At 73.2% G+C, this 26,633-nt stretch carries 24 protein-coding genes; 9 read left to right on the forward strand and 15 right to left on the reverse strand.

All coding sequences use genetic code 11. The features are described 5' to 3' along the window. Positions 1-67: 67 nt before the first annotated feature. On the reverse strand, positions 68-1,027 hold the full coding sequence (locus Mco01_RS28420) for a hypothetical protein (RefSeq protein ID WP_204059928.1): 960 nt from the start codon (positions 1,025-1,027) through the stop codon (positions 68-70). A gap of 228 nt (positions 1,028-1,255) precedes the next feature. Between Mco01_RS28420 and Mco01_RS28425 the strand changes: the two genes are divergently transcribed. The 3 genes from Mco01_RS28425 to Mco01_RS28435 all read left to right on the forward strand — a co-directional run bounded on the left by Mco01_RS28425 (position 1,256) and on the right by Mco01_RS28435 (position 3,093). Then, a complete protein-coding gene (locus tag Mco01_RS28425) occupies positions 1,256-1,744 on the forward strand; it encodes a GtrA family protein (protein WP_051458582.1) in 489 nt (162 codons plus the stop codon). A 96-nt stretch (positions 1,745-1,840) separates the two neighbouring features. Next, entirely contained in the window at positions 1,841-2,458 is a 618-nt protein-coding gene (locus tag Mco01_RS28430) for a SigE family RNA polymerase sigma factor (RefSeq protein WP_204059929.1), read from the forward strand. After that, positions 2,455-3,093, forward strand: a complete 639-nt coding sequence (locus Mco01_RS28435) for a hypothetical protein (protein WP_204059930.1) — start codon at positions 2,455-2,457, stop codon at positions 3,091-3,093. Before Mco01_RS28430 ends, Mco01_RS28435 begins: the two co-directional genes overlap by 4 nt. A gap of 218 nt (positions 3,094-3,311) precedes the next feature. Here Mco01_RS28435 and Mco01_RS28440 read toward each other — a convergent pair whose 3' ends face one another. The 8 genes from Mco01_RS28440 to Mco01_RS28475 form a co-directional block, all read right to left on the reverse strand. Continuing rightward, positions 3,312-4,583, reverse strand: a complete 1,272-nt coding sequence (locus Mco01_RS28440) for a sensor histidine kinase (protein ID WP_204059931.1) — start codon at positions 4,581-4,583, stop codon at positions 3,312-3,314. Between the two features lie 36 nt (positions 4,584-4,619). Next, a complete protein-coding gene (locus tag Mco01_RS28445; RefSeq protein ID WP_030451323.1) occupies positions 4,620-5,288 on the reverse strand; it encodes a response regulator transcription factor in 669 nt (222 codons plus the stop codon). A gap of 265 nt (positions 5,289-5,553) precedes the next feature. After that, complete coding sequence (gene bfr / locus Mco01_RS28450; RefSeq protein WP_204059932.1) at positions 5,554-6,036, reverse strand: bacterioferritin; 483 nt, start codon at positions 6,034-6,036, stop codon at positions 5,554-5,556. A gap of 13 nt (positions 6,037-6,049) precedes the next feature. Next, a complete protein-coding gene (locus Mco01_RS28455) occupies positions 6,050-6,229 on the reverse strand; it encodes a (2Fe-2S)-binding protein (protein ID WP_036328167.1) in 180 nt (59 codons plus the stop codon). Positions 6,230-6,321: 92 nt separating this feature from the next. Beyond that, positions 6,322-7,407, reverse strand: coding sequence for an S-(hydroxymethyl)mycothiol dehydrogenase (locus Mco01_RS28460; RefSeq protein WP_204059933.1), 1,086 nt, complete (start codon positions 7,405-7,407; stop codon positions 6,322-6,324). A gap of 30 nt (positions 7,408-7,437) precedes the next feature. After that, a complete protein-coding gene (locus Mco01_RS28465) occupies positions 7,438-8,460 on the reverse strand; it encodes an adenylate/guanylate cyclase domain-containing protein (RefSeq protein ID WP_239103968.1) in 1,023 nt (340 codons plus the stop codon). A gap of 38 nt (positions 8,461-8,498) precedes the next feature. Next, positions 8,499-9,011 (reverse strand): PH domain-containing protein, encoded by a 513-nt coding sequence (locus tag Mco01_RS28470; protein WP_204059935.1) that lies wholly within the window; start codon positions 9,009-9,011, stop codon positions 8,499-8,501. Positions 9,012-9,089: 78 nt separating this feature from the next. Further along, positions 9,090-9,908, reverse strand: coding sequence for a biotin--[acetyl-CoA-carboxylase] ligase (locus Mco01_RS28475; RefSeq protein WP_204059936.1), 819 nt, complete (start codon positions 9,906-9,908; stop codon positions 9,090-9,092). Between the two features lie 217 nt (positions 9,909-10,125). On the opposite strand from Mco01_RS28475, the gene fdhD reads away from it, so the two are divergent. Next, positions 10,126-11,010 carry a formate dehydrogenase accessory sulfurtransferase FdhD gene (gene fdhD, locus Mco01_RS28480; protein ID WP_204059937.1) on the forward strand — a complete coding sequence of 295 codons (885 nt, stop codon included), beginning with the start codon at positions 10,126-10,128 and terminating at the stop codon, positions 11,008-11,010. A gap of 58 nt (positions 11,011-11,068) precedes the next feature. Here the strand turns inward: fdhD and Mco01_RS28485 are convergent, their stop codons facing one another. From Mco01_RS28485 to Mco01_RS28495, 3 genes are all read right to left on the reverse strand, one after another. Then, positions 11,069-13,705: a phosphoenolpyruvate carboxylase gene (locus Mco01_RS28485; RefSeq protein ID WP_204059938.1), complete on the reverse strand. Its 2,637-nt coding sequence runs from the start codon at positions 13,703-13,705 to the stop codon at positions 11,069-11,071. Between the two features lie 79 nt (positions 13,706-13,784). After that, positions 13,785-15,344, reverse strand: a complete 1,560-nt coding sequence (locus Mco01_RS28490) for a hypothetical protein (RefSeq protein ID WP_204059939.1) — start codon at positions 15,342-15,344, stop codon at positions 13,785-13,787. A gap of 22 nt (positions 15,345-15,366) precedes the next feature. Continuing rightward, entirely contained in the window at positions 15,367-16,131 is a 765-nt protein-coding gene (locus tag Mco01_RS28495; RefSeq protein WP_204059940.1) for an ABC transporter ATP-binding protein, read from the reverse strand. A 237-nt stretch (positions 16,132-16,368) separates the two neighbouring features. Between Mco01_RS28495 and Mco01_RS28500 the strand changes: the two genes are divergently transcribed. The 5 genes from Mco01_RS28500 to Mco01_RS28520 all read left to right on the forward strand — a co-directional run bounded on the left by Mco01_RS28500 (position 16,369) and on the right by Mco01_RS28520 (position 21,446). Next, entirely contained in the window at positions 16,369-17,958 is a 1,590-nt protein-coding gene (locus tag Mco01_RS28500) for an acyl-CoA carboxylase subunit beta (RefSeq protein WP_204059941.1), read from the forward strand. After that, on the forward strand, positions 17,955-18,173 hold the full coding sequence (locus tag Mco01_RS28505) for an acyl-CoA carboxylase subunit epsilon (protein WP_204059942.1): 219 nt from the start codon (positions 17,955-17,957) through the stop codon (positions 18,171-18,173). The genes Mco01_RS28500 and Mco01_RS28505 overlap by 4 nt, the downstream gene beginning before the upstream one ends. Positions 18,174-18,315: 142 nt before the next feature. After that, positions 18,316-19,254: an NYN domain-containing protein gene (locus Mco01_RS28510; RefSeq protein WP_204059943.1), complete on the forward strand. Its 939-nt coding sequence runs from the start codon at positions 18,316-18,318 to the stop codon at positions 19,252-19,254. 57 nt (positions 19,255-19,311) lie between these two features. Then, positions 19,312-20,892 carry a DNA-3-methyladenine glycosylase 2 family protein gene (locus Mco01_RS28515; protein WP_204059944.1) on the forward strand — a complete coding sequence of 527 codons (1,581 nt, stop codon included), beginning with the start codon at positions 19,312-19,314 and terminating at the stop codon, positions 20,890-20,892. A gap of 74 nt (positions 20,893-20,966) precedes the next feature. Continuing rightward, entirely contained in the window at positions 20,967-21,446 is a 480-nt protein-coding gene (locus Mco01_RS28520) for a methylated-DNA--[protein]-cysteine S-methyltransferase (RefSeq protein ID WP_239103969.1), read from the forward strand. A 6-nt stretch (positions 21,447-21,452) separates the two neighbouring features. Here the strand turns inward: Mco01_RS28520 and Mco01_RS28525 are convergent, their stop codons facing one another. The 3 genes from Mco01_RS28525 to Mco01_RS28535 all read right to left on the reverse strand — a co-directional run bounded on the left by Mco01_RS28525 (position 21,453) and on the right by Mco01_RS28535 (position 26,526). Next, positions 21,453-22,484: a hypothetical protein gene (locus Mco01_RS28525; RefSeq protein WP_239103970.1), complete on the reverse strand. Its 1,032-nt coding sequence runs from the start codon at positions 22,482-22,484 to the stop codon at positions 21,453-21,455. Beyond that, a complete protein-coding gene (locus tag Mco01_RS28530) occupies positions 22,481-23,137 on the reverse strand; it encodes a hypothetical protein (protein WP_204059946.1) in 657 nt (218 codons plus the stop codon). Before Mco01_RS28530 ends, Mco01_RS28525 begins: the two co-directional genes overlap by 4 nt. A 128-nt stretch (positions 23,138-23,265) precedes the next feature. After that, positions 23,266-26,526: a BTAD domain-containing putative transcriptional regulator gene (locus Mco01_RS28535; RefSeq protein WP_239103971.1), complete on the reverse strand. Its 3,261-nt coding sequence runs from the start codon at positions 26,524-26,526 to the stop codon at positions 23,266-23,268. Positions 26,527-26,633 lie beyond the last annotated feature (107 nt).

Here is a 26,633-nt window from a genome sequence, read left to right on the forward strand (position 1 = left end):
CAGCCTACCGATTCCCGGCAGGTGCGCCCGCCCGCGGCGCCCGTTCCAGCGGCTCCGAGCCGGGGTTTCAGCCGGAGGCGCCGGAGGTGATCCCGGCGAGGGTCCGGCGCAGGCCGACCGTGGTCAGCTCGTTGTCCTTGGCGACCCTCGTGGCCAGCACCACCAGGTCGCTGCCCGTCACGGCACCCGGCGCGCTCCTGCCCGTGAACGCCCGCAGGTCGGCGGCGCTCCAGCGGGGGTGGACCAGCGAGGAGCGCCCGGACCCGGGCCGCTGCGTGTAGACGACCCGCAGGGCGTGGAACACGAGCGCCGCGCCGTCCGGCAGCGCGATGGCCCGGGACGGCCCCTCCAGCCGTACATCGGTCTCGACGCGGTCGGGGGAGGCGGAGGAGGGCGCGCGGACCAGGTCGCGCAGCAGGTCGCGCATGGGGTCGCCGGAGGCGAACCGGACCCCGCTCACCCCGGCCGCGTCGGTGAGGAAGGCCACGTGGCGGGTCGGCACGAGCCGGGCCCTGAGGGCGATCCCCGGGTCGGCCTCGGCCGCCCGCACCTCGCCCTCGATCGCGGGCGCGTCGCCGACGACCGGGATCGGCCCGGCGCCCAGCCGCCACCGGCCCTCCGAGCGGACGAACACGAAGTAGGCGGGCTTGGGCTTGCGCGCCAGCACGGCGAACCACGGTGCGTCGCCGGAGCCGCCCTCCGAGTCGGGCAGGTAGAACTCCGGGTCGGTGTAGGCCGTGAACCCGGGGGCCGGCCGGCCGTTCCTGGCCGCGTCACACAGGGACTCCCCCAGGGCGGCCTCGGCCCAGGTGGTGAGGTAGGCGATCTTCGCGCAGTCCTTGTGCTTCCAGGCGTCGCCGAGCTCGCCCAGGCCGTCGAAGGCCGCTTCCGCGTCGGCCTGCGTGATCGCGACCGCCGCGGTGGAGGGCGAATCGCCGGGGCCGCCCGGCGTCTCGCTCGCGCTCTCGTTTCCGCATCCCGCCAGAAGGACGAGGCCGAGCCCGAGGGCGGTGATTCTGCGCAGCACGGTGGTGGCCACCTCTCGGGGACAACGCAGACACCGGATGGGGATGATCCGGTCGGCGGAGAGCGTAGCCCGTGTCGCCCCGCGTTATCTCTCATAGTGGGATATTTCTTGAAATGTTCTTTGTCGGACTGGGCAGAATCACACGGGGGCGGTCGTAACACCACCATCCGCCCTCTCTACCGGTAGCCTGGGAAGACCTCGCCGCCGACCAGGAAGGACCTGCGGGACGTGCAGATTCTTCGCCGCGCCTACGAGCGGTTCGCCGTGCTCGTCCACGAGCTGCTGAAGTTCGGCGTCGTGGGCGCTCTCGCCTTCGTGGTCGACTTCGGCGGCACCAACCTGCTGCGTTTCGGCGTGGGCCTCGGGCCGCTCACCTCCAAGGTGCTGGCCACGGTCGTCGCCGCCACCCTGGCCTACCTGGGCAACCGGTTCTGGACCTTCCGGCATCGCGAGCAGACCGGCCTCGCCCGGGAGTACGTGCTGTTCTTCCTGCTCAACGGCGTCGGGCTGCTGATCTCGCTGCTCGTGATCGGCTTCGTCTCCTACTCGCTCAAGCTGCACGACCCGCTCAGCTACAACATCGCGCAGGGCATCGGTCTCGTGCTCGGCACGCTGTTCCGCTTCTGGTCGTACAAGAAGTGGGTGTTCCTGGCGGCTCCGGAGCTGCCCCCGATCGACGACGTGAAGGCCGCTCCCGGCCCGCTCTCGACGCGCTGACCGCTCGTTAGGCCGGGCCGCTCCCGGCGCGCCGAGGCCGCCCGCCAGGCCGGCGTCACCATGAGGCCATGAGGGACGACGGATCCTCGGCCGCCGGTGAGCGCGTTCGTCGCGGCTCGCGGCTTGCGTGTGGTGCTGCCGAGACGCTGTGGCCGCCCGGGTAAAGGGATCAGGGCCTTCATGCGTAATTGGGGCGTGGAGCAAAGAGGACGAGAATTCAGCACGTTCTACACCGCCTCCAAGGATGACTGCCTGCGGATCGTGCTGGTCAACGTCGGCGACAGGCAACTCGCCGAGGACCTGGTGGCGGAGGCGTTCACCCGGGCCTGGACGTCCTGGCGCAAGGTGCGCGAGCACCCTGTGCCACGCGCCTGGGTGGTGCGGACAGCGCTGAACGCCCACGTGTCCTGGTGGAGGCGTCGCCGGCGCGAGCTGACAGTGGACGATCCGACAGCGTTCACAGGCCTGGAGGACAGCCATCTGGCGCATTCGGCGGACGTGGATCTCGACCAGGCGCTGGTTGCGGCGCTCCGGCGGCTTCCGCTCAGGCAGCGCGAAGTGATCACGCTAAGGGTCTTCTTCGACCTGGATACCGATGCCACGGCGAAGCTGCTCGGCATCTCCCCGGGGACCGTTGGCGCGCACCTGCACCGGGCGCTCGCCACGCTCCGCGCGCAAACACATTCCTTCAGCGACCAGGAGGTCACCTCGTGAACGACGACGACATGCTGGCGGCGATGCGAAGCTCCCTCACCAGAACCAAGGACGCCCTCAGCCACGTGCGCATGGGCCAGCGGCCCGAAGCGATCATGGCTCGGGCCCGCGGACGCCGGCTGCGCGGCGTTGCGGGGGTGGGCACGGGCGGCCTGGCGCTGGCAATCGGCGTGGCGCTGTCCTTGTCCGGCGGGACGTCTGCAGCGTCCGGCGACCAGCCCGGCGCTCCCAGCAGATCGTCCGGCTCCCGGGCGGTCCACGTCAACCTGGCCGCATGGTCGGTCAATACCTCGCCGGACGGCGTGGTGGAGGTGACGATCCGCGAGCTGAAGGACCCAGCGGGGCTGACCAAGACCCTGGCTGACGCCGGAGTCCCCGTGGTGCTGACGTCCGGGCACGTGTGCTCATCCCCCGACGACAAGCTGCAGGTCTCCGAGGTGGTGCACAAACTGCCCGGAGACGGCGGCCTCGCGATGGCGATCGACCCGGAGGCGATGCCGGCCGGAACGGAACTGGTGATCGGGATCGGCACCCTCCATGTCGGCGGGATCGAGGACGGGCCCGCTGCGGCGCTTGGCCTGGAAAAGAAGGGGTCCCCGCTGAACTGCCCCGGAAAGCCCAAAGCCAACGACTAGCACCGGCCGCAAGCCAGGACGGCCAACCACACGACGGCCTGAGCCGTGAACCCAGTGCAGGCGGGCTCACGGCCACCTGACGCGCCGACCACCGACCCTTGGCCGGGTTTGATCACGCAGCCTTGGGTCGGGGTCGGCCCCAGCTTTGTGGGCTACCGCCGTCCGGGACCCCGGACGGCATGTCACCAGACCCCGGTGAACGTCGGTGGTCAGCCCACTTAGGCCGGGCCGCTCACCACCCGGCGGTCGCGCTCGCTGTCGGTGACGTGGCGCAGGAAGATGGCGAACGTCGCGGGACTGCGCTTGACCAGCTCCAGCCGGCCTCCGTCGGCCGCGACGAGGGCCCGCGCTAGCGTGAGCCCGAGACCCGTTCCGCCCCCGCCGCTGACGCTGCGCTCGAAGACCTTCTGGCCGAGCGCGTCGGGGATGCCAGGGCCCTGGTCGGCCACCTCGATCACGATCGACCGCTCGGTGCTGGACGTGTTGATCGTCAGCGCCCCGTCGCCGTGCTTCAGCGAGTTCTCCAGGAGGGTGGACAGCACCTGGCTCAGCCCGCCGGTCGTGCCGAGCGCGCTCAGCCCGCGGTCCCCCGCGAGGATGAGCGAGCGCTGGGCCCGCCGGAACGCGGGCTCCCACTCGGTGATCTGCTGCTCCACGACGTCGTCGACGTCGATCGGCGCCGCCTGGGCGTGCCGCTGCCTGCGCGCCGCCGCGAGGAGCTCGTCGATCACCGCCGTGAGCCGTTCGACCTGCACGATTGCGGCCTCGCCCTCCTCGCGGACGATGCCGGGCTTGTCTGCGGCGGCGACGATCTCCTCCAGGCGCATGGTGAGCCCGGTGAGCGGCGTCCTCAGCTGGTGGGACGCGTCCGTGGCGAACTCACGCTCCCGCGCCAGCAGATCGCTGATGCGCAGGGCGCTGCGGTCCAGGACGTCGGCCACGAGGTCCAGCTCCGGGATGCCGGAGCGGTGCCTGCTGGGGCGCGCGTCACCCGAGCCGAGCCGCTCCGCGATCTTGGTAAGTTCCCGGAGCGGCCGGCTGAGGCGCTGTGACGTTATGGTGGCGAGCCCGACCGCGGCGCCGAGCGCGACGATCCCGAGCACGGCGGTGAACACCAGCCGCGCGTGGATGTCCTGTTGTATCTGGGCCGCGTCGCGGCTCACGAGGACGTACCCGTTCTCGGACCGCGCCTCCTCGGTCAGCTCCCGTCCCCCCGGCGGCGGCGTGCCGACCTCGAACGGCTGGGCCCCCCGGACGAAGACCTGGAGGTACCGGTCCGGGTAGTTCTTCGCGAGCTGGTCCGCGTTGATCCCCTGCTGCTGGCCGAGCGAGTACTCCACTCCGATCAGCAGGCGGTTCGCCTCGGCTCTGAGCTCCTGGGCGGCCTCGTCGTTGATGAGCCGGACGACGACCACGCCCAGGGGCACGCCTAACAGCAGGACCGGTATGACCGCCACGAGCAGCATGGAGGACAGCAGGCGCCGGCGCACGTGCTAGCTCCTCCCCGACGACCGCCTCACGGCGGCCTACTCGCGCTCGAAACGGAAGCCGACCCCTCGGACCGTCGTGATGTATCGCGGCTTGGCCGCGTCGTCCCCCAGCTTGCGGCGCAGCCACGAGATGTGCATGTCGAGTGTCTTGGTCGAGCCCCACCAGTTGGTGTCCCACACCTCGCGCATGATCTGCTCGCGGGTGACGACCTTGCCGGCGTCCCGCACGAGCACGCGCAGCAGGTCGAACTCCTTGGTGGTGAGGTGCAGCTCCTTGTCTCCCATCCAGGCCCGGCGGGAGTCGGCGTCGATGCGGACGCCCTGCACTACCGGGGTCTCGGACGTTCCGCGCCGCAGCAGCGCCCGCACGCGGGCGAGCAGCTCGGCAAGACGGAACGGCTTGGTCACGTAGTCGTCGGCGCCCGCGTCGAGGCCGACGACGGTGTCGACTTCGTCGACACGTGCGGTGAGGATCAGGACCGGGGTCCCGTGTCCCTCAGCTCTGATGCGGCGAGCAACCTCCAGCCCGTCCATCTCTGGAAGGCCGAGGTCGAGAACTATCAGGTCGACGCCCCCCGACAGGGCCCTTTCGAGGGCCTGCGGGCCATCCGGGCTCACCTCGACCTGATAGCCCTCCCGGCGCAAGGCGCGCGCCAGTGGCTCGGAAATCGAGGTGTCATCCTCGGCGAGAAGTACGCAGGTCATGGATGCGATCGTAGGACCTTAAGCGATCGTTTCCTCGGTACAGCGCGCACTTTGACTTGTCGTTGACCCATCAATTGACCTGGGCAAACACTGATAAATCCCGGATAGTCATCACGCAAGGGGCCGGGCGTTCCGGGCATTCTCCCGTTATCCGGTACGGCTATGGACTAGCCATTGAAATATCGCTTTAATCGACCAACCGCCGGGGTTCACGGCGCACAGGAGACCCCTCCCGGCGGGCGGGTGCGCGGCCTGCGGACCGGGATCAGGAGGCCGAAGGAGGCTCGGCGTACCGCTGGAGGTAGAGCTGCTCTCCCAGGCTCTCGATGAGGCCGAGCTCCGTCTCCAGGTAGTCGATGTGGTGCTCCTCGTCGGCGAGGATCCGCTCGAACAGCGTCGCGGAGGTGATGTCGCCCCGCTCGCGCATGAGCGCGATGCCGGGCCGCAGGCGCCGGACCACGCCGAGTTCGAGGTCCAGGTCGGCCTGGATCTGCTCCCTGACCGTCTGCCCGATGTGCAGCGTGTTCAGCTTCTGGTAGTTGGGCAGGCCCTCGAGGAAGAGGATGCGGTCGGTGAGATCCTCGGCGTGCCGCATCTCGTCCATGGACTCGGCCCTCGTGTAGGCGGCGAGCTTCGTGTAGCCCCAGTTCTGCTGCAGCTTGGCGTGCAGGAAGTACTGGTTGATGGCGGTGAGCTCGGAGGTGAGCTGCTCGTTGAGCAGCGCGACGATCTCCTTGTCCCCCTGCATCGCACCCCTCGATCTATGCGCTGGTGACGAGGTCCTCTGACCGTTTCAGCATCGCACAGATCTTCCGCACGCAGGACGCGCAGTCCCCTCCCGCGCCGGTCGCGTCACGCACCTGACGTGCGCTCTTGGCCCCGTTCGCGATGCAGTCGTGCACCTCGCTCTCGGTGACGGCGCGGCAGATGCAGACGTACATGGCAGGAGGGGCCTCTCAGTAGGAAGGTTAGGCATGCCTAAGATAACTCACTTCGGTAAGCCTTGCCTACGTGAGGCCCCTCACAACCTGTATTAGAGGAGGACGACCGAGCGCAGCACCTCCCCGCGGTGCATCCGGCCGAAGGCCTCCTCGACCTGGTCGAGCGCGATGGTCTCGGAGACGAAGCCCTCGAGGTCGAGCCGGCCCTGCAGGTAGAGGTCGATCAGCATGGGGAAGTCGCGGCTCGGCAGGCAGTCGCCGTACCAGGAGGACTTGAGCGCGCCGCCGCGGCCGAAGACGTCGAGCAGGGGCAGTTCGAGCCGCATCTCGGGGGTGGGCACGCCGACGAGCACGACGGTCCCGGCGAGGTCGCGGGCGTAGAACGCCTGCGTGTACGTCTCCGGGCGGCCGACGGCCTCGATCACGACGTCCGCGCCGTTGCCGCCGGTCAGCTCGCGGATCGCCTCCACGGGGTCGGTCTCCCGGGAGTTCACCGTGTGGGTCGCGCCGAAATCGCGGGCCCAGTCGAGCTTGCGGTCGTCCACGTCCACCGCGATGATCGTGCGCGCGCCGGCCAGGCGGGACCCCAGGACGGCCGCGTTGCCCACGCCGCCGCAGCCGATGACGGCCACGGAGTCGCCGCGGGTGACGCCGCCGGTGTTGATCGCGGCGCCGAGCCCGGCCATCACGCCGCAGCCCAGCAGGCCGGCGACCTCGGGCTTGGCGGCCGGGTTCACCTTCGTGCACTGCCCGGCGGCGACCAGGGTCTTCTCGGCGAAGGCGCCGATGCCGAGCGCGGGGCTCAGGACGGTCCCGTCTTCCAGCGTCATCTTCTGGGTCGCGTTGTGGGTGTTGAAGCAGTACCACGGCCGCCCGCGCAGGCAGGCCCGGCACGCCCCGCACACGGCTCGCCAGTTGAGGATCACGTAGTCGCCCGGCGCCACGTCGGTCACGCCCTCGCCGACGGCCGACACGATCCCGGCGGCCTCGTGGCCGAGCAGGAACGGGAAGTCGTCGTTGATGCCGCCCTCACGGTAGTGGAGGTCGGTGTGGCAGACCCCGCAGGCCTTGACGTCGACGACGGCCTCGCCCGGGCCCGGATCCGGCACATGGATGGTCTCCAGCGTCACCGCCTCGCCCTTGCCTCGTGCCACCACGCCCTGGACTTCGTACGGCATGTCCTGCACCTCATCTTTCGCTCGGCTGGGTCAGCCTTTTCTCTGGGTCTTGCGGGTGGTCTGGTCCGCCCTGCGGAGAACGTACGGCTGCACGACTCCGAGCCCGCGGGCGGGGCGGCGGCGCAGCTTCAGCAGCTCGACGCCGGGGGCGTCGGCCACGGCCTCGGCCAGGCCGCTGTCGGCGACGATCGTGCCCGGGCGGGCGATGGCGGTGAGGCGGGCCGCCAGGTTGACGGTCGTGCCGAACACGTCGCCCATCGCCGGCAGGACCGGGCCGTACGCGAGGCCGATCCGCACGTCGGGGCCCTCCTCGTCGGGCTTGAGCTCGTCGACGAGGTCGAACGCGATGCGGGCGGCGGTGCTGGGGTCCCCCGAGGTGAACAGCACCTCGTCGCCGAGGGTCTTGACCAGGCGTCCGTCGTGGGCCGCGATCACGTCGGACGCCCGGGACTCGAACCCCTCGACGAGGTCGGCCAGGGCCAGCTCGTCGAGCTCCCGGGACACCCGGGTGAACGCCACCAGGTCGGCGAAGCCCACGGCGAGCGTGAGCCGGGTCGGCAGGACCTCCTCGCCGATCTCGGTGAGCGAGATCAGCCGGCTGGCCGCGGCGGCGAGCTGCGACCGCCAGACGTGGACGAGCGAGTGCTCGAAGTCGGGCAGCAGGCGGCCCACGGTGTCGATGACCCGGCGCAGGTCCTCGTCGCTCGGCCGTCCCTGGGGATCGAGCAGCGCCCCGATCATGATCTCGGCCTGCCACTGGGCCAGCCTGGCCGTCGTACGGCCGAGGGCCCGGGCCATGCGGATCACGGTCGCCTCGTCGAGCCGCCCCGCCTCGATCTGGTCGCGGATGCGGTGGAGGGCCTCCAGGTCGGCCTCGGTGAACGCCACGGCGTCGTCGGCGAGCGTGGCGAAGCCGAGGGCGCGCCAGATCCGCGCCGCCAGGTCCTGCGGGACGCCGGCCGCCTCGGCCACCTGACGGCGCGTGTAGACCGGTGGCGGCCCAAGGAACAGCCGCCGCATCTCGTCGGCGCCGGGGCGCCCGTTGGTGTCCACGTCCCCCTCCCCCGGCCGGCGCGAGGCGCGCCGCGTGCTCATCTCCCGTCGATGTTCCCGTCCGAGGCGTCCTCCACCAGGCGGAAGAGCTCCTGCCGGACGAGCTGGATCTTGGGGATGTCCCGGTAGTCGATCTCGCCCTTCTCGGACGCCGACTCCACCCGGAGCGTGCCGCAGCCGAGCAGCCGTTCCACGAACCGCTGGTCGGAGCTCACGCTGTTGACCTTGGCGAGCGGGATGTCGTCGTCCGACTTGTTCAATATCCCGGTGCTGATGGCGAACCGGTGCGAGGTCAGCGTGTACGACGTGGTCGTCCAGCGCAGGTAGGGGATGAAGGTCCAGAGCGTCAGCGCGACCAGCGCGACGACCGCGACCGCGATGCGGGCGTAGCCCGCGTACTCGTAGTCGCCGGGGATGAGGAAGAGCGCGGCGCCGGCGGCGGCAAGGACGACGATGAGGGCGAGGAACGGCAGGATGAGCCGCTTCCAGTGCGGATGGAACGATAGAACGACCCGCTCGCCCTCGGTCAGGTAGTGATCCGGGAGACCCATGGCGCAAATCGTGACACGTTCGCCCTGCGTTTGCATTCCCCGCGTCCGAACACCCGTAGTCGCGGGCGCGCGCGGCGCTCAGGGGCGGCGGACGTGCACCACGTCGCCCGCGCTGAGCGCGTGCTCCTCGCCCCCGGATCGGACCAGCAGGTGGCCGGACCGGTCGACGCCCGTGGCCAGGCCGCTCAGCACGCGTTCGCCCGGCAGCTCGACCCGCACCTCCTGGCCCACGGTGGCCGACCAGGCCAGGTACGCCGGGCGGAGGCCGCTCGCGTCCGGATCGCCGTCTGCCGCGGTCCACTCCCGGTAGTGGGACTCGACCTCCCGCAGGACGGCCCTCAGCAGCGGGTCGCGGTCGGTGCAGGCCGCGCCCTCGATGGCCAGGGAGGTCGCCCGGTCCACCGGGAGCTCCTCAGGCCGCAGCGAGACGTTGAGGCCCATCCCCACGATGATCGCCCCGTCGACCCGTTCGGCCAGGATGCCGGCGAGCTTGCGCTCGCCCACCAGCAGGTCGTTCGGCCACTTCAGCAGCGCGTCCACCTCGGCGAGCCGGCGGACGGCGGATGCGGCGGCCAGCCCGATCAGCAGCGACAGCCACCCCAGGCGGGCGGGCGGCACCTCGGGCCGCAGCAGCATCGAGAACGTCAGCCCCGACCGCGGCGCGGCCGACCAGGTCCGCCCGAGCCTGCCGCGCCCGGCGAACTGCGCCTCCGCGACGAGCACGGCGCCCTCGTGGGCCCCCTCCCGCGCGGCCTTCGCCAGGTCGGCGTTGGTCGAGCCGGTCCGCTCGGCCACGGAGACCGACGTCCACAGGCCTCCGGGCCGGACGAGCGCTCTGGTGAGCGCCGTCTCGGACAGCGGCGGCCGGTCGAGGTCGGCGTACGGAGAGTCGGGCATATGCCCAGGTTATCGGTCCCGGCCCGGCAGCCGTTGATCAACCCCGTGCGCCCGGGTCCGCGCGCCCGCGCCATGGCGGGGCCCGCCGGGGACGGCCCCACGGGCGGCGGCGCCGCCGATTCGTGAGACGGTGAAGGCGGCCGATGGCGGGCAGAGCTCCCCTGAGGCCGCCGCGGCCGCATGGCGGGCCGGGGATCGACCGTACGGGAGGGCGCGCATGGACACGGCTGCGGAACCGGGGGCAACGGGGACGGCGCGCCGCCCGGGACCGGTGACCCGGATCCGGGTCACCCAGGTGACCGGCGGGTCCGTCCGCGACCGGCGCGACGACCTCGCCACCGAGGAGCCCCTGGAGATCCGGCTGACGGCCGGGGGCGAGAGCCGTACGGTCGCGATCACCATGCGCACGCCGGGGGCCGACTTCGAGCTGGCCGCCGGCTTCCTGCACGGCGAGGGAATCGTGCGGCCGGGCGACATCGCCGCGATCGACTACTGCACCGACGAGGACCTGAAGCCCGAGGAGCGGTACAACACCGTCACCGTACGGCTCCGCCTGCCCGCCCTGCCCGACATCTCCGCGCTCGAACGGCACTTCCTCACGTCGAGCGCCTGCGGGGTCTGCGGCGCGGCGAGCCTCGACGCCCTGCACGACCGCTGCGCGCCGCCCGCGGCCCGCCCGCCGGTCGAGGTCGGCGCCGAGGTCCTGTACGGCCTGCCGGACCTGCTCCGGGAGGCGCAGGGCGTGTTCGGCAGGACCGGCGGACTGCACGCGGCCGGCCTGTTCACGGCCGAAGGAACCCCGGTGGGCGTCCGGGAGGACGTGGGCCGCCACAACGCGGTCGACAAGCTCGTCGGCTGGGCTCTGCTCGGCGACCGGCTGCCGCTGGACCGGCACGTTCTGCTCGTCAGCGGCCGGGCCAGCTACGAGATCATGCAGAAGGCCATGGCGGCCGGGGTGCAGATCGTCTGCGCCGTCTCGGCCCCGTCGTCGCTCGCCGTGGACCTGGCGCGCGAGTTCGGCATGACGCTCGTCGGGTTCCTGCGGGAGGAGCGGTTCAACATCTACGCCGGCGCCGAGCGCGTCCGCACCGGGAACGGCTGACCGCCACGCCCAGGCCGGCGCCGGGACGCGCCGGCCGGGGTCCGGAGGTGCCGCCGGGTCAGCCGGTGTTTTGCAGGCCGGCGGCCACGCCGTTCACGCTCAGCAGCAGCAGCGTGGACAGGCGCTCCCGCTCCTCCTCCGTGAGGTCGGCGTCGGCCCGCAGCGCCGACAGCGCGCGGAGCTGGAGATGGCTGAGGGCGTCCACGTACGGGTCGCGGAGCTGGACGGCGCGCGACAGCACCCGGCGGTTCTCCAGCAGCCGGCCGTGGCCGGTCACCTCCAGCACCAGGCGGCGGGTGAGGTCGTACTCGTCCAGGACCTGGCCGGAGAAGTCCCCCCGGCCGCCGAGGGCCAGATAGCGGGAGGCGATGGCCCGGTCGGTCTTGGCCAGCGACATCTCCGCGTTGTCGAGCATCGAGGCGAACAGCGGCCACTCCCGGTACGCCGACCGGAGCGCGTCGAGGCCGGTCCCTTCGACCGCGGCGGCCAGGCCGCTGCCCAGGCCGTACCAGCCGGGGAGGTTGACCCGGGTCTGCGCCCAGGCGAACACCCACGGGATGGCGCGCAGGTCGTCGAGGGAGCGCGGCGCGCCGAGGCCGCGGCGGGCGGGCCGGGAGCCGAGACGCAGCGAGCCGATCTCCCCCAGCGGGCTCACCAGCGCGAACCACTCGGGGAAGCCCGGCGCCTCGGTGAGCGCCCGGTAGGCCCGCTCCGACGCGCTCGCCACCTGGTCGGCCAGCCCGCGGAACCGGGCGGCCGTATCGGCCGCGCTCGACTCGACCGCGGACGTCGAGGCCAGCAGGACGGCGTTGGTGACCTGCTCGATGTGCCGCTTGGCGATGGCCGAGTGGCCGTAGCGCGCGAAGATCACCTCGCCCTGCTCGGTCACCTTGAAGCGGCCCGCCACCGACCCGGGCGCCTGGGCCAGCACCGCCCGGTTGGCGGGACCGCCGCCCCGGCCGAGCGCGCCGCCCCGGCCGTGGAACATCGTCAGCGTCACGTCGTTGGCCGCGGCCCAGGCCGTCAGGGCCGCCTGCGCGTCGTACAGCCGCAGCGTCGCGGCGGCCGGGCCCAGCTCCTTGGCCGAGTCGGAGTATCCGAGCATGACCTCCAGCCGCCGCCCGTTGTCGGCCAGGCGGCGGCGCACCGGCTCCTGGGCGAGCATGCCGTCGAGGACGGCCGTGGAGTTGTCCAGGTCCTCGCCCGACTCGAACAGCGGCACCACGTCGAGCACCGGCGCCCGGTCGCCCAGGGCGTGCCGCGCGAGCGCGTACACGGCCGCGATGTCGTCGGCGGAGCGGGTGAACGAGACGACGTAGCGCTTGCAGGCCGTCACGCCGAACCGCTCCTGGATCCAGCCGATCACCCGGATCGTGGCCAGGACCTCCTCGGTGCGCTCCGACGGCCTGCCCTCGGCGATCTCCTTGAGGGCGGTCGCGTGCACCGCTGAGTGCTGGCGCACCTCCAGCTCCGCCAGGTGGAACCCGAACGTCTCGACCTGCCAGATCAGGTGCTGCAGCTCGCCGTAGGCCTGGCGCTCGGCCCCGGCGCCCCGCAGGGAGTCCTGCGCGAGCCGCAGGTCCGCCAGCAGCTCCGACGGCGAACGGTAGGCCAGGTCGAGATCGCGGCGGCGGGTCGCGGCGACGCGGGCGGCCACGAACAGCAGCCACTGCCGGTGCGGCTCCTGCGGCGACCGGGTGGCCATCTCCGACACCAGGTCGGGGTGGTCGTCCTCCGCCTGCGCGAGCGCGGCCCGCAGCTCCGCCGACGGCGGCGTGAACGACGCGGAGAGCGTGAGCGACCGGCCGATGCGGGTGGTGGCGTTCTCCAGCGCGATCAGCACGTGCTCGGCCTGGATCTGCATGGCCTCCCGGGTCACCTTCGCGGTGACGTTCGGGTTGCCGTCGCGGTCGCCGCCGATCCAGCTGCCGTACCGGATGTACGCCTTGGCCAGCGGCTCGCGGGTGCCGGTGCCCGGCGCGAGCGCCGCGTCGAAGGACCGGTAGATCAGCGGCACCGTGCGGAACAGCGTCTCGTCGAAGGCCGCCATCGCGGTGCGGACCTCGTCGAGCGGGTCGAGCTTGGTCGACCGCAGCTGCGCCGCCCGCCACAGGATGTCGATCTCCTCGAGCATCCGGCGGTGCGCCTCCTCGCGCTCGGCCGCGCCCCGTCCGGGCGTGTTGTACGCGTCGAGCTGGGCGCTGATCCGCTGGATGGCGGTGACGACCGCCCGCCGCCTGGCCTCCGTGGGGTGGGCCGTCAGCACCGGGCGGAACTCCAGCCCCTCGACCAGCTCCCGCAGCCGGTCGTCGCCCCTGAGCCGCTGGACGGCCTCCGCCAGTGACTCCCGCAGCGGCACGTCGTCGGTGTCCCGCTGGCGCAGGATGCGGATGCGGTAGTGCTCCTCGGCCAGGTTGGCGAGGTGGAAGTAGCAGGTGAACGCGCGGGCGATGTGGACGGCCCGGTCGACGGGCCACTCGGCCACCATGGCCGCGACCTCGTCCGCCGTCGTCTCGTGGCGCCGGGCCGCGATCACGGCTTTGCGCAGCCGTTCCACGTCGGCGAGGAGGTCGGGACCGCCGTGCTCGGCGATCACCTGACCCAGGAGTCCTCCCAGGAGTCGCACGTCGGCCCGGAGCTCGTCCGGCATCTCCGCGACGGCGTTGTGTCGTTCGGCTGGAGCGATGGCGGCCATGGTTCGAAGGCTAGCGAATCCCCTTCGGTGCCCCGAGACCGGTCTCACCAATTGGACTAGACCAGTTCACGTGACGGCCTCAGGTGGGGCGGGAGACGGCGGCGAGGAGGTCGGGCAGGCGGTTGAAGCCGATCGAGGAGGCCAGGCGGCGGCCCGCCCAGGCGACCAGCAGCCCGTACGGCACGGCCAGGACGGCGAGCCAGTACGCGCCGAGCAGGACCGGCACGACGAGGGGCAGGGCGAGCAGGCCGGTGCCGAACATGGTGCCGAACGACGCGAGGAACGCCTGGCCGCCCTGGCCGGGAGCGGCGCCGCTGAAGGCGTTCAGCCGCTCCGGATAGGTGTACGGCAGGATCACACTGGACACGGCGCCGACCCCCAGGGACACGCCGAGCACGCCCCAGGCCGTCGGCGCCGCCGCGAGCGCCCACACCGCGCTTCCGGCGACCAGCCCGGCGAACAGGGCCACGACGGTCAGCAGCGGCACGGCGATGATCGCGATGGCGAGGTGCCGGCCGGCGAGGTCGGTGCGCAGGTCGCGGGCGCCGGAGAAGACGACGGCGTTCATCCACAGCGACCGGCCGTCGATGCCGAAGGAGTTGGCGGCCTGCAGGCCCACCATCAGGGCGGCCAGGCAGGCCGGCCACACGGCGAACGCCGCGCCCTCGCCCCCGCCGGGCCCCCGGGTGGAGAACATGACGACCCCGGTGACCACGATCGCGGTGAACCAGGTGATCCGGCCCCGGGGCTCCCTGCGGGCGTACTTGAGCTCCTTGGCGACGACGGCGCCGAGCATGCCCCCGGGCAGGAAGCGCCCGGACCACGACCGGCGCACCGAGCCGGCCCCGGCGGCCGTGGAGGAGTCGGGCCGCACCAGCGCCCGCTGCAGCGCGACGATCCACAGCCAGGCCACGACGACCACGACCATGCCGAGCGCGATCAGCTCGGCCACCCCGATGAGCCCGCCGTCCGCGATCGCGTGGGCGGCCAGGCCGGGCGGCGTCCAGCGGAGCACGGCGGCCGCGCCCTCCAGCATCCGGGCGGGATCGCCCGGCAGGCCGCGGTTGAGCAGCAGGTTGGGCAGCTGGAACAGCAGCAGCACGGCGACGGCCGCCACCGCGAGCAGGTCGCGCCCTCGGCGGCTGCGCAGCGCCCCCGACAGCGCGGTGGTGATCGCCCGGGATGCGACCAGGCACAGGGCGAACTCCAGCGCCACGGCCACGACGCCGAGCAGCACCCCTCCCGGTCCCCGCGCGAGCCCGGCCACGCCGCCGGCCAGGGCCGCCAGGGACGCGAGCGGCCACGGACCGGCGGCCGACGCCGCGAACAGACCGGTCGTGAGCTGCCGGGTGGTCAGCGGGAACAGCGCGAGCCTGGCGGGGTCGAGGGTCTCGTCGAGGCCGAAGGCCAGCAGCGGCACGACGATCCAGCCCACCGTGAGGAGCGTGAAGGCCGCGATCCCAAGGTTCAGGGCGACGTCGTCCGGCGCGAGCCGGATCAAGGAGAACAGCAGGAAGCCGGAGACGGCGGCCAGGACGGCCAGGGCCACCGACACGCCGAAGCCGATCTGCCTGATCGTGTCGCCGCGCAGGCCGCCCCGGACCAGGCGCAGCTTCAGCCGGACGAACAGCGTCACCATCGGCGTCCCCCGGCCGGCGCGGTCAGGACGTGGACGAGCCGAGCCACGACAGTCCCTCCTCACCGGTGCCGCGCACGCCGACGAGGTCGAGGAACGCCTCGTTCAGCGTCCTGCCCCGCCGTACGGAGTCGATGGGCCCCTGGGCCACGATCTGCCCGCGGTTCATCACGGAGACCCAGTCGCACAGCCGCTCGACCAGGTCCATCACGTGGCTGGAGAAGACGACGGTCGAGCCCGACGCGGTGTACCGGCGCAGGACCTCGACGAGCGTGTTGGCCGAGACCGGGTCCACCCCCTCGAACGGCTCGTCGAGGAACAGCACCCGGGGGTTGTGCAGCAGCGCCGCCGCGAGGCCGGCCTTCTTCCGCATGCCGGTCGAGTAGTCGACCACCAGCTTGTCCTGGGAGTCGACGAGATCCATGATCCGCAGCAGCTCGTCGGCCCGCCGGCGCACCTCGTCGAGCGGGATGCCGCGCAGCTGCCCGTTGTAGAGGAGGAGCTCGCGGCCGGAGAGGCGCTCGAACAGCCGCAGGCCCTCCGGCAGGACGCCGATGTCCGCCTTGACGCCGACGGGGTCGGCCCAGACGTTGTGGCCGTCGATCTCGACGAGCCCGCCGTCGGGACGGAGCAGCCCGGTGATCATGCTGAGCGTCGTGGTCTTGCCCGCCCCGTTCGGGCCGACCAGGCCGGCGAAGCTGCCCTTGGGGACGACGAGGTCGACGCCGCCGACCGCGACCTGCCCGCCGAACCGCTTGAACAGTCCTTGCGTGCGCACCGCATCCGCCATGTGCCTCACTCTGCCAGAACGCCGTCCTCCGCGGCCGTCGCCGCACATCCGCGAAACGATCGGCGCCGCCGACGAGTTTCCCTGGCGCGGCGGGCCACCCCCCGGCGGGCGGCGGCGGGCGGATGGCTACCCTGTGCGACATGAGTTCGGAGCGGAGCGGGCGCGGCCGGAGCGGGCCGCGACAGGCGGATCGGCCGCGTTCCGGGCGCGGAGCGAGCGGGGAAGGGTGAGCGACCGATGAGTGCCGAACGGGCCCACGAGATCGACATCCACACGACCGCCGGGAAGATCGCCGACCTGGAGCGCCGGCTCGGCGAGGCCGCGCACGCGGGTTCCCAGCGCGCGGTGGAAAAGCAGCACGCCAAGGGCAAGATGACGGCCCGCGAGCGGTTGCGGGCGTTCCTGGACGAGGGGTCGTTCGTCGAGTTCGACGAGTTCGCCCGGCACCGCTCCACGAGCTTCGGGCTGGAGAAGGAGCGCCCGTACGGCGACGGCGTCGTGACCGGCCACGGGACGGTGGACGGCCGCCCGGTGGCGGTCTTCGCGCAGGACTTCACGGTCTTCGGCGGCTCGCTCGGCGAGGTCTTCGGCGAGAAGATCGTCAAGGTCATGGACCACGCGCTGAAGGTCGGCTGCCCGGTCGTCGGGATCAACGACTCGGGCGGCGCCCGCATCCAGGAGGGCGTGGTCTCCCTCGGCCTGTACGCCGAGATCTTCAAGCGCAACGTGCATTCCTCGGGCGTGATCCCGCAGATCTCGCTGATCATGGGCCCGTGCGCCGGCGGCGCCGTCTACTCCCCCGCGCTCACCGACTTCGTCCTGATGGTGCAGGAGAAGTCGCACATGTTCATCACCGGGCCCGACGTCATCAAGACGGTCACGGGCGAGGAGGTGACGTTCGAGGAGCTCGGCGGCGCGCACACGCACAACTCCCGGTCGGGCGTCGCCCACTACGAGGCCGCCGACGAGGAGGACTGCCTGGAGTTCGCCCGCGCCCTCCTGTCGTACCTGCCGTCGAACAACATGGACGAGGCGCCGGCCTACGACGTCGAGGCCGTCCTTGAGGCGACCGACGAGGACCGCGAGCTGGACACGCTGATCCCCGACTCGGCCAACCAGCCGTACGACATGCAGACGGTCGTGCGGCACGTGCTCGACGACGGCGAGTTCCTGGAGGTCCACGCGGGCTTCGCGCCGAACATCGTCGTCGGCTTCGGCCGGGTCGAGGGGCGCTCGGTCGGCGTGGTGGCCAACCAGCCGATGAGCTTCGCCGGGACGCTCGACATCGCGGCGTCGGAGAAGGCCGCCCGGTTCGTCCGGACCTGCGACGCGTTCAACATCCCGGTGCTGACGTTCGTCGACGTGCCCGGCTTCCTGCCCGGCACCGACCAGGAGTGGAACGGCATCATCCGCAGGGGCGCCAAGCTGCTCTACGCGTACGCCGAGGCCACGGTGCCGCTGGTCACCGTGATCACCCGCAAGGCGTACGGCGGCGCCTACGACGTCATGGGGTCCAAGCACCTCGGCGCGGACGTCAACCTGGCCTGGCCGACGGCCCAGATCGCGGTCATGGGGGCGCAGGGCGCCGTCAACATCCTCTACCGCAGGGAGCTCGCGGCGGCCGACGACCCCGACGCGGCGCGGGCCCGGTTCGTCACCGAGTACGAGGACACGCTGGCCAACCCCTATCTGGCGGCCGAGCGGGGCTACGTGGACGCCGTGATCCGGCCGTCCGACACCCGCGTCCAGGTCGTCCGCGCGCTGCGCGCGCTCCGGAACAAGCGGGCCGCGCTTCCGCCGAAGAAGCATGGGAACATCCCCCTGTGAGCGAGCGCGAGCCGTACCTGACGATCATCCGGGGCGACGCGACGCCGGAGGAGACCGCCGCCCTCGTCGCCGCGATCGCCGCCCGGGCGGCGGCGGGCCGTCCGCGGCCGGCGCCCGCGGCCGCCGCGGGGCGGTGGCGGGATCCGGCGCGCGGGATGCGGCGCCCGCTCACCCACGGGCCGGGCGCCTGGCGGACCGCCTTCCTGGGCCGCTGACCACGGGCGGAACGGCGCGCCGGCGACCACGGTGCGATTACATCAGCCGAACAGGGTGTCAACCGGCCCAAGAGTTGGGACTATCTAGAAAGTGGGGGAATATAGTCAGCCGATCAACTAGTGACGAGTCCTGGAGGACACCATGGCCATCCCGGACTTCAGCGCACACGGCATTTCCGCCAAGTATGCCGTCCTCGTGGACGTGGGTTACCTGTACGCGGCGGCCGGCGAAGTGCTTTTAGGCGCCAAGGAGCGCAAGGAGTACCGCGTCTCGGCCGACGAGCTGATCCAGTCGCTCCAGAAACACGCCCTCGAACGCATTCCCGGCGAGCTGCTGCGCATCTACTGGTATGACGCCGCCCGTGACCGCGTTCCCACCGTGGACCAGCGGGTGATCGCCCAGCTTCCGTGGGTCAAGGTCCGGCTGGGCAACCTGAACGCCCGTGGCCAGCAGAAGGGCGTCGACGCGCAGATCCGCAGCGACCTCGAGGCCCTGGCCCGTCACCACGCCGTGAGCGACACCGTACTGATCGCCGGCGACGAGGACATGGTGCCCGCGGTGGAGGCCGCCCAGGCGTACGGCGTGCGGGTCCATCTGTGGGGGGTCGAGCCGCCGTTCGGGACGAACCAGGCGGAGCGGCTGGTGTGGGAGTCCGACACGGTGGAGATCCTGAGCGCCGACTTCCTCCGCCCGTTCTTCACCCGCGCGCCCGTCCCGGTGCCCGTGCCGCCCGCGCCGTCGCCCGCGCAGGTGTTCGCCGGCCGCACGGTCAAGCCGATGCCGCCGAAGGCGCCGGTGGGGCAGATCACCAAGCTCGGCCCGGGCCGTCCCCGGGTGGAGGAGGTGGGCGAGCACGTGGCCCAGAAGTGGATCCTGACCCGCGGCCGGGACAACATCCGCGATTTGCTTCCCGGCCCCCTGCTGCCGACCGTGATCGACACCGAGCTGCTGATCGAGGCCGAGAAGGAGCTCGGCCACTCGCTCCGGCCGTACCCGGAGGCGCGCGTGTGGCTGCGCGACGGCTTCTGGGCCCGCGTCTACCGGGAGTTCGACCTCGGGGTCGGCATCTCCAGCAAGTGACGCCGGGGTCCGATTTCCGCCAGCCCACGCGGGCGGCCAGCGCATAACGTCGTGGATGTGACGACACGACAGCTTGACTTCGACGCGTGCTACCTCGCGGTGTCCGCACGCGACGCCCGCTTCGACGGGCGTTTCTACACGGCCGTCACCTCTACCGGCATCTACTGCCGCCCGATCTGCCCGGCCCGCACGCCGGCCCGCAAGAACGTGCGCTTCTACCGGCACGCCGCCGCGGCGGAGGCCGCCGGGTTCCGGCCGTGCCGGCGCTGCCGTCCGGAGCTGAGCCCCGGCGACCCGGGGTGGGACGTGCGCGCCGACCTCGTCGGACGGGCCCTGCGGCTCATCGACGACGGCGTGGCCGACGAGCACGGCGTGGCCGGCCTCGCCCACCGCCTGCACGTGACCGAACGGCATCTGCACCGGCTGTTCGCCGCGGAGCTCGGCACCGGGCCGCTGGCCGTCGCCCGGACGCGGCGGCTCCTGCTCGCCAAGCAGCTGCTCACCGAGACGGCCCTGCCGATTACGGACGTGGCGTTCGCGGCGGGGTTCGGCAGCGTGCGGCAGTTCAACGCCGCCATGAAGGAGTCGTACGGCTTCGCGCCCGGCGAGCTGCGCAAGGCGGTCGGGCCGCTGGCCGCCGCGTCCCGGGCCGAGAGGACCCCGGGGGCCGAAGGAGCCGGGACCGCCGGCGGGGCTGACGGGGCGCCGGCCGCCTCTTCCGCCGCGGCGGCGACCGGGCTGAGGCTGCGGCTCGCCTTCCGGCGGCCGTACGACGCCCAGTCGGTGCTGCGGTTCCTCGCCGCCCGCGCGATCCCCGGCGTGGAGCACGTCACGTGGGCCGGCACGGACGCGTCAGGCTCCGGGGACGCGACCGGCTCCGGGGAGGTGGCGAGGTACACGCGGGCGGTGCCCGGGGGCTCGATCACGCTCCAGCCGGCCGGGGACCACGTCCGGCTCACCGTGCGCACCGCCGACACCCGGCAGCTCGCCCGGATCGTGGCGCGGTGCCGCCGCCTGCTCGACCTGGACGCCGACCCCGAGGCGGTGGCCTCGATCCTCGGCGCGACCGCGCTCGCGCCGCTGGTGGCGGCCCGTCCGGGGCTCCGGGTCCCGGGGGCGTTCGACGGCTTCGAGATGGCCGTACGGGCCGTCGTCGGCCAGCAGATCTCGGTCGCCGGGGCGCGCACGATCCTCGGCCGCCTCGCCGCCCGGGTGGGGACGCCGGCCGCCGAAGGGACGACGGAGCCGGACGGCGACGCCGCGCCCGCGGTGGGCGTGCTCTTCCCCGGGCCCGACCGGCTCGCGGGCGCCGACCTCGGCGGCCTCGGCCTCACCACCCGCCGCGTCGCCACGCTCACCGCGCTGGCCGAGGCGGTGGCGGGCGGCGAGATCGACCTCGACGGCGCCGACGACCCCGCCGAGACGACCGCCCGGCTGCTGCGCCTGCCGGGGATCGGGCCGTGGACCGCGAACTACATCGCCCTGCGGTCGCTGGGCGACCCCGACGCCTGGCCCGACGGCGACCTCGTGCTCAGGAAGACCATGGCGCGGCTCGGCATCCCGGACGGGGAGGCCGAGCGCTGGCGCCCCTGGCGCGCGTACGCCGCCCTCCACCTGTGGAGCGCGAGCGCCGCCTGACACCCGTCACCATTCCCGGCTTTCCCAGAAGGAGGAAGCGGCGACCCGCCGCGCCCATCATGATCGTTACTCAGGTGCTGCCCACCCCCGTGGGCCCGCTCGCCCTGCTCGTCCGGGACGGCGTCCTCGTGGCCGCCGGCTTCACCGCCGACCCCCAGGAGATGGCCGTACGGCTCCCGCGGCCGCTGCGGGACCTCCCGCTGCGCGCGGGCGACGTGGGCGACGCCGCCGAGGCCGTCCACGAGTACCTCGACGGCAGGATCGACGCCCTCGACCGCGTCCCGGCCGAGCAGTCCGGCACGCCCACGCGGCAGCGGCTCTACGAGGCCCTGCGGAGCGTCCCGGCCGGGACCACCGTGTCGTACGCGCAGCTGGCGGAGAAGGCCGGGCTGCCGCGGACGGCGGCGCGGGCGGCCGGATCGGCCTGCGCGCAGAACCTCGTCGCGCCGTTCGTGCCGTGCCACCGGGTGCTGCCGTCGACCGGCGGGTACGGCGGCTACTACTACGGCACCCCGGTGAAGGAGTGGCTGCTGGCCCACGAGTCCCGGGCCTGAACGCCGTCAGGGGCGGACCACGCTCTGGACCTCCCCGACCCGCACGTCCCGGGTGGCGGTCACCTGCACCGGCTCGTACACCGGGGCGTAGATGAACGGCGCGACCGGGCCGCCGCCCGCGTTCGCGCCCTGCCCGGTGACGGGCCACACGGTCGTCACCGTGAGCGTGTAGACCTTGCGGGGCTGGTCGATCGAGGCCCGCAGGTAGCGGACGCCGCAGGTGAACGTGCCGCCCTTGACGTACGGGTGGCCGGTGGCGCCGCACTCCTGGCGGACCTCGGCGCGGTCGGAGGAGGTCCCGGCGTCGATCTTGATGCCGTCGAGCCTGGCCGTCACCGTGGCCGTCATGACCCCGGGCAGGGTGGCGGTCACCGACCGGGTGGTCGGCCCGTTGCCGTCCAGCCAGACCCAGGTCGGCAGGTTGACGTAGCTCTTGGCGTCCGGGCTCAGCTTGATCGTGGGCTTGGGGACGGTGAGGGCCGCACGAGCGATCTGCATGAGCTCCTGGATCGTGATGCCGCCCGGAGGCGTGGTCCCCGCGGGCACCCACAGGGCCCCCTGCAGGCCGGTCCAGCAGGACATGCCGTTCGGGTCGGCGGCGTTGTAGGCGGGGGTCCACCAGCGGCCGTCCTGGCCGACCTTGTCCTGGTACTGCTTGATGAACTTCTGGTACTGCTCCTCGGTGCCGCCCGGGTGGGTGTGGAACCACCAGGCGCGCATGTCCTCCTGCGTCTTCAGCATGTCCTCGGCCGACTGGCCCGGCTCGTACCAGCACGGACGCTTGATCCGGTAGCCGTCGCTCCTGGCCCCGAGCCCGCTGCCGGACAGCGTGATGCCGGAGTTCTGCAGGCGGACGCCGACCGTCCGGCCGGTCTGGAAGCTCTCGCCGTGCGGCCCGCCTGGCCCGGGGGCCGCGGCCACCGTCAGCAGGCCGCCCGCCAGCAGGGGCGCCAGCAGGGCGGCGCGCGGCCGGTGGCGGGACCCCGGACGCCGTGCCTGGATCTCGCGCTCACCGCGCCGGGTGGGCTCCGTGCTCATCGGACGCACTCCTTCGCGCGCTCGTCGGGATAGTCGGCGTGCTGGAACAACTTGACCCGCCAGGCGCCGTCGTCGCCCTTGCGGACGGCGGCGGCCTGGAAGTAGACGGAGGCGGGCGCCCTGGTCCAGGACGGCTGCTCGGCGATCTCGTCCCCCGAACGGTCGACGACCCGGATGCCCGACTCGTCCACACAGCCGTCGATCTCGGCGCCGCGTCCGCTGACCGAGGCGACGCGCAGGGCGTAGAGCTCGGCCACGCCGCGGGCCGACCTGCGGCTCCTCAGGAACCCGTCGACCCAGGCGTAGGCGTCGCGGCTGGCCGGGTCCTCGACGCCGTCGAGATACGACCGGTCCTTCCCGAGGCTGCCGACCGCCTTCCACTGGCCGGCGTAGCTGTCGCCGAACGCCCTGACCATGCCGGCCTGGTCGGCCTCCAGCGCCGCGGGCCACTCGATCCGCACCTGGAGCCCGGGGCCGGCGGCGATCGTCTCGACCGCGGGCGTCTGTCCTGCCCCGGCCGCGTCGCCGGACGAGGACGGGTCGTCCACGATCACCCCGGCCGGGGTGAAGCCGCGCTCGGGCGCGGACGCCGAGCAGGCGGCCATCGGGACCGCGCAGGCCGCGAGCGCGGCGGCGACGGCTGTCGAGCGCATTGACCAGGCCCTCCGCAGGACGTGATCCCCCGCCGCGACGACGCTAGCGAGCGTCGCGAACCGCGATCCACCGTTATGTACGGATCGGCATGGCTCGGAGGCGCTCATCCCACGCATGCAAGCTCCGATCAGGCGAGTCGGGATGTTCTGAGGTCCTGCGCGGCGGTCCGGCGCCAGTCGGGGATCAGCTCGTCGATGAGCGCCTCGGTCTCCGGCGCCATGCCGCCGCCGTAGGGGTGGGAGGCGGCCCGTCGGCGCAGGCCGTCGACGACCGCGCGCAGCCGGGCGGGGTCGCCGGTCGCGTGCGCCGCCCGGAGCAGGTCGCGCCACAGGCCCTCGTCGTCGGCCGCGAGCAGCAGGCCCGCTCGCGCCGCCGCGACGGCCGCGTCGGCGTCCCCGTGCGCGAGCCGGATCTCGCACAGGGCGTGCGCCGCGTCCGCCACCCAGGCCGTGACGTCGTACTCCAGGGGGTCGGCCGCCAGCCAGGCGTACCGGTTGGCCGGCCTGCCGTTGAGCAGCGGCCCCCGGACGAGCCCGAGCGCCTGCTCCAGGAGCCGGCCCTCCACCTCGCCGGGCCGCCGGGCGTCGGCCTGCTCGCCCGCCCGCCGTACGAGCTCCTGGAAGAGCCGCCAGTCCGTACGGATCTCGGGGCCGAGCCGCAGCCGGCCCGAGCCGTCGAGGAACAGATGGGGACGGCCCTCGGAGTCGGTGCCGAGCCATTCGGCCACTCGGGCCACGGTGGCGTCGCGGACCGCGGCCTGGACGCCGCGCGGCCACAGCACCCCGGCGAGGACGGCCGGATGCACCCCGGCCGGGTGGGTGGCCAGGTAGACCACCAGCTCGTGCGCGAGCGCGGCCCGGCCCTCCTCGAGCGGGTTCACCGGGCTGATCTCGATCGGCCCGAGGATCCGCACCTCGATCGACGGAGGCTCGTCTGACAGGCGTTCCACCGGTGGGGTCAGCGGCTCGCCCCCGGTCTCCCCTGCCGTGCGGAACAGGCGCACCACGGCGTCGTAGTGCCGCCTCGGCAGCAGGTGGGCCCGGACGTCGAAGCCGAGTGCGTCCACCCGGGCCCGGCCGTCCTCGCCGATGTGCCACCTCCAGGTGGCGTGCGGCAGGTCTCCGGCGACCACGAAGCCGGCAGCCGTGCGGCCGCCCTTGCCCAGCAGGGCGAGCCTTCGGGCCTCCTCCTCGTCCGGGCGGATCGCCGACAGCAGGTAGTGGGGGGTGTAGGCGGGGTCGGCGACCCGTCCGCGCACCCGTCCGGTCAGCACGTCGCCGTCGTGGCGGGCGCGCTCCTCGAACTCCGGCAGCGCCTCGGCCAGACTGCCCGCCGTCCTGATCCGCTCGGGCGCGAGCAGTGCGAGCTCCTCCCCGAAGCCGACCAGCGTGATCCGCATGTGGTCGGACCACCGGTTGGTGGCCAGCTCGACCGCGAGTGCCGACAGGGCGGCCACCGTGTCCGCGCCGGTCATCGCGACCACGCCCCGCGCGGCCTCCAGGTCCACCAGGACGCGCCCGCCCTCGCCCGTCCCCAGCGAGACCAGGCCGGGGTACGGCGCGGGGGCCGCGGCCAGCTCGTGCTCGTCGATCCGGCGGCCCTCGTGGGCGGGCAGCCGCCACACCTGGCCGCCGTCGTGCGCCTCCCACGGCTCGGGGGCGTCCTGGTCGGCCGGGTGGATCCACAGGTCGAGGCCGCGGCTGGACAGGTGCACGGCGTACAGCGTGGGCGGCCGCCCGCCGCGCTCGGCGACCAGGCGGCCGAGCAGGCGCAGCCCGAGGTCGAGCATGCGGCTGCCGGGGGCGTCGGCGCCGAGGCGGATGGCCACCTCGGCGTCGGCGGCGTCCCCGCGTGGCCGGACGATCCGCCGTCCGAACGCCCGCCGCCACAGCTGCTCCCTGCGCCTGCGCCCGAGCAGGGCGAGCAGACCGGCGGCGGCGAGCGTGGCGGCCCCCAGGTAGTCGAGGAGGTCGACCGCGCCCGCGTCCTCCTGCCCCGGCCGGGGGCTCTGGCCGGGGTCCGCGCGCTGGGCCTCCCGCCCCGGCGTCCGGCCGCCCGGGTGCGCCGCCGGGTCCTCGGTCGGTCGCGCTCCGGGGGCGTGGGCGGTGGCGGGCCTGGCGGGGTGCTGCGACGGCGGTACGGCCGGGTGGGCGGCCGGACCTGTCACCGCCGGCCGGGCCGTCGTGGGCGTGCCTTGCGGGGCCGCCGATCGAGCCGTCGTCGGTGTGGCCTGCGGCGACGCGGGCGGGTGCCCCGGCTCGCCGGCCGAGGGCGGGGGCATGGCGGGAGGCATGGCGGGAGGCATGGCGGGGGGCATCGCGGGGGGCGGCAGCACGATCCCCGGCTTCCCGGAGGCGCCCTGGTTCTCCGGGCCGGTCCGGTCGCCGCGGTTCTCGGGTCCGGCGCCTGCGTCTCCCCGGTCCTGCGAGCCGGTCCGGTCGCCGTGGTTCTCGGATCCGGCGGAGCCGCCGGGCTCGTGCGCGCCGCCGTCGAGCCGGTCCCCCCCGTCGAGGTGGGTGGCGCCGTCGAGCTCGGCCGGGGCGTCGCGATGCTCGTGCAGGATCGACGGGCGGTCCTCGCCGACCGGGACGACATGCACGTTGCGCGCGTCGTCCGGCATGTCGAGCACCCAGCCGGGACGGATCAGGTCGGCCATGTGCAGGCGGCTGCCGTCCGGCTGCTCCTTGTGCTGGTTGAGCCGGTAGATCTCGTGGTAGCGGCGGCCGTCGCCCAGGCACTTCTCGGCGATCTCCCACAGGCTCTCGTGGTGCCGTCCGTGCGGGGGCTGCACCACGTAGACCTTCTTGACCTCCCGGGCGTGGAGCGGCGGCCGGTCCGCCTCGGACTCGACCGGGGCCGACAGCGTCGACATGGCGGCCACCTGCGGCCGTATGGCCACCGGGGCGCCGGCACGGGCGATCGGCACGGCCACCGCGGTCGCCGTGAACAGCAGCAGCACGGCCGACACGAGCCGGTTCGCGAGCGCCTGGGTGCCGCCGGAGAGCGGGACGCGGGCCGGCATGCCGACGCGGCGGATGCCCGCGTACACCTCGACGATCACGCACAGGAACAGCTGCAGCCAGGCCAGCCAGACGACGAGCACCAGGACCGCGGTGATCGTCTCCGGGCCCACCCTGCTCGTGAACAGCTCCGGGTTCAGCAGCTCCCTGCTGACGGGCGGCCCGGCCAGGCGCAGCAGCGCGTACGGCACGCCGCCGACGAGGGCGACCAGCGCGAGCAGCGCGCCGAGACCGGCGAGGACGTCGCCCAGCGTGCGGCGGGGCGGGATGCGGGCCGGGGCGCGCTCCCGCCACGGCTCGGGAGGCCGCCGGTCGCCGGGGGGCGGCGCCGGCGGACGGCGTCCGGACGGCGTGGGCTGCCGCGTCATTCCTCACCCCTCTCCGCTCGACCCCTCCAGGGTCGTCCCGGCCGCACCGGCCCTCCAGCGACCTGCGCCGTTCGGCATGGCAGGCCGCCCGGCCGCGCCGGGAGGTC

Source organism: Microbispora corallina (assembly GCF_016863035.1).
Lineage (GTDB): Bacteria > Actinomycetota > Actinomycetes > Streptosporangiales > Streptosporangiaceae > Microbispora > Microbispora corallina.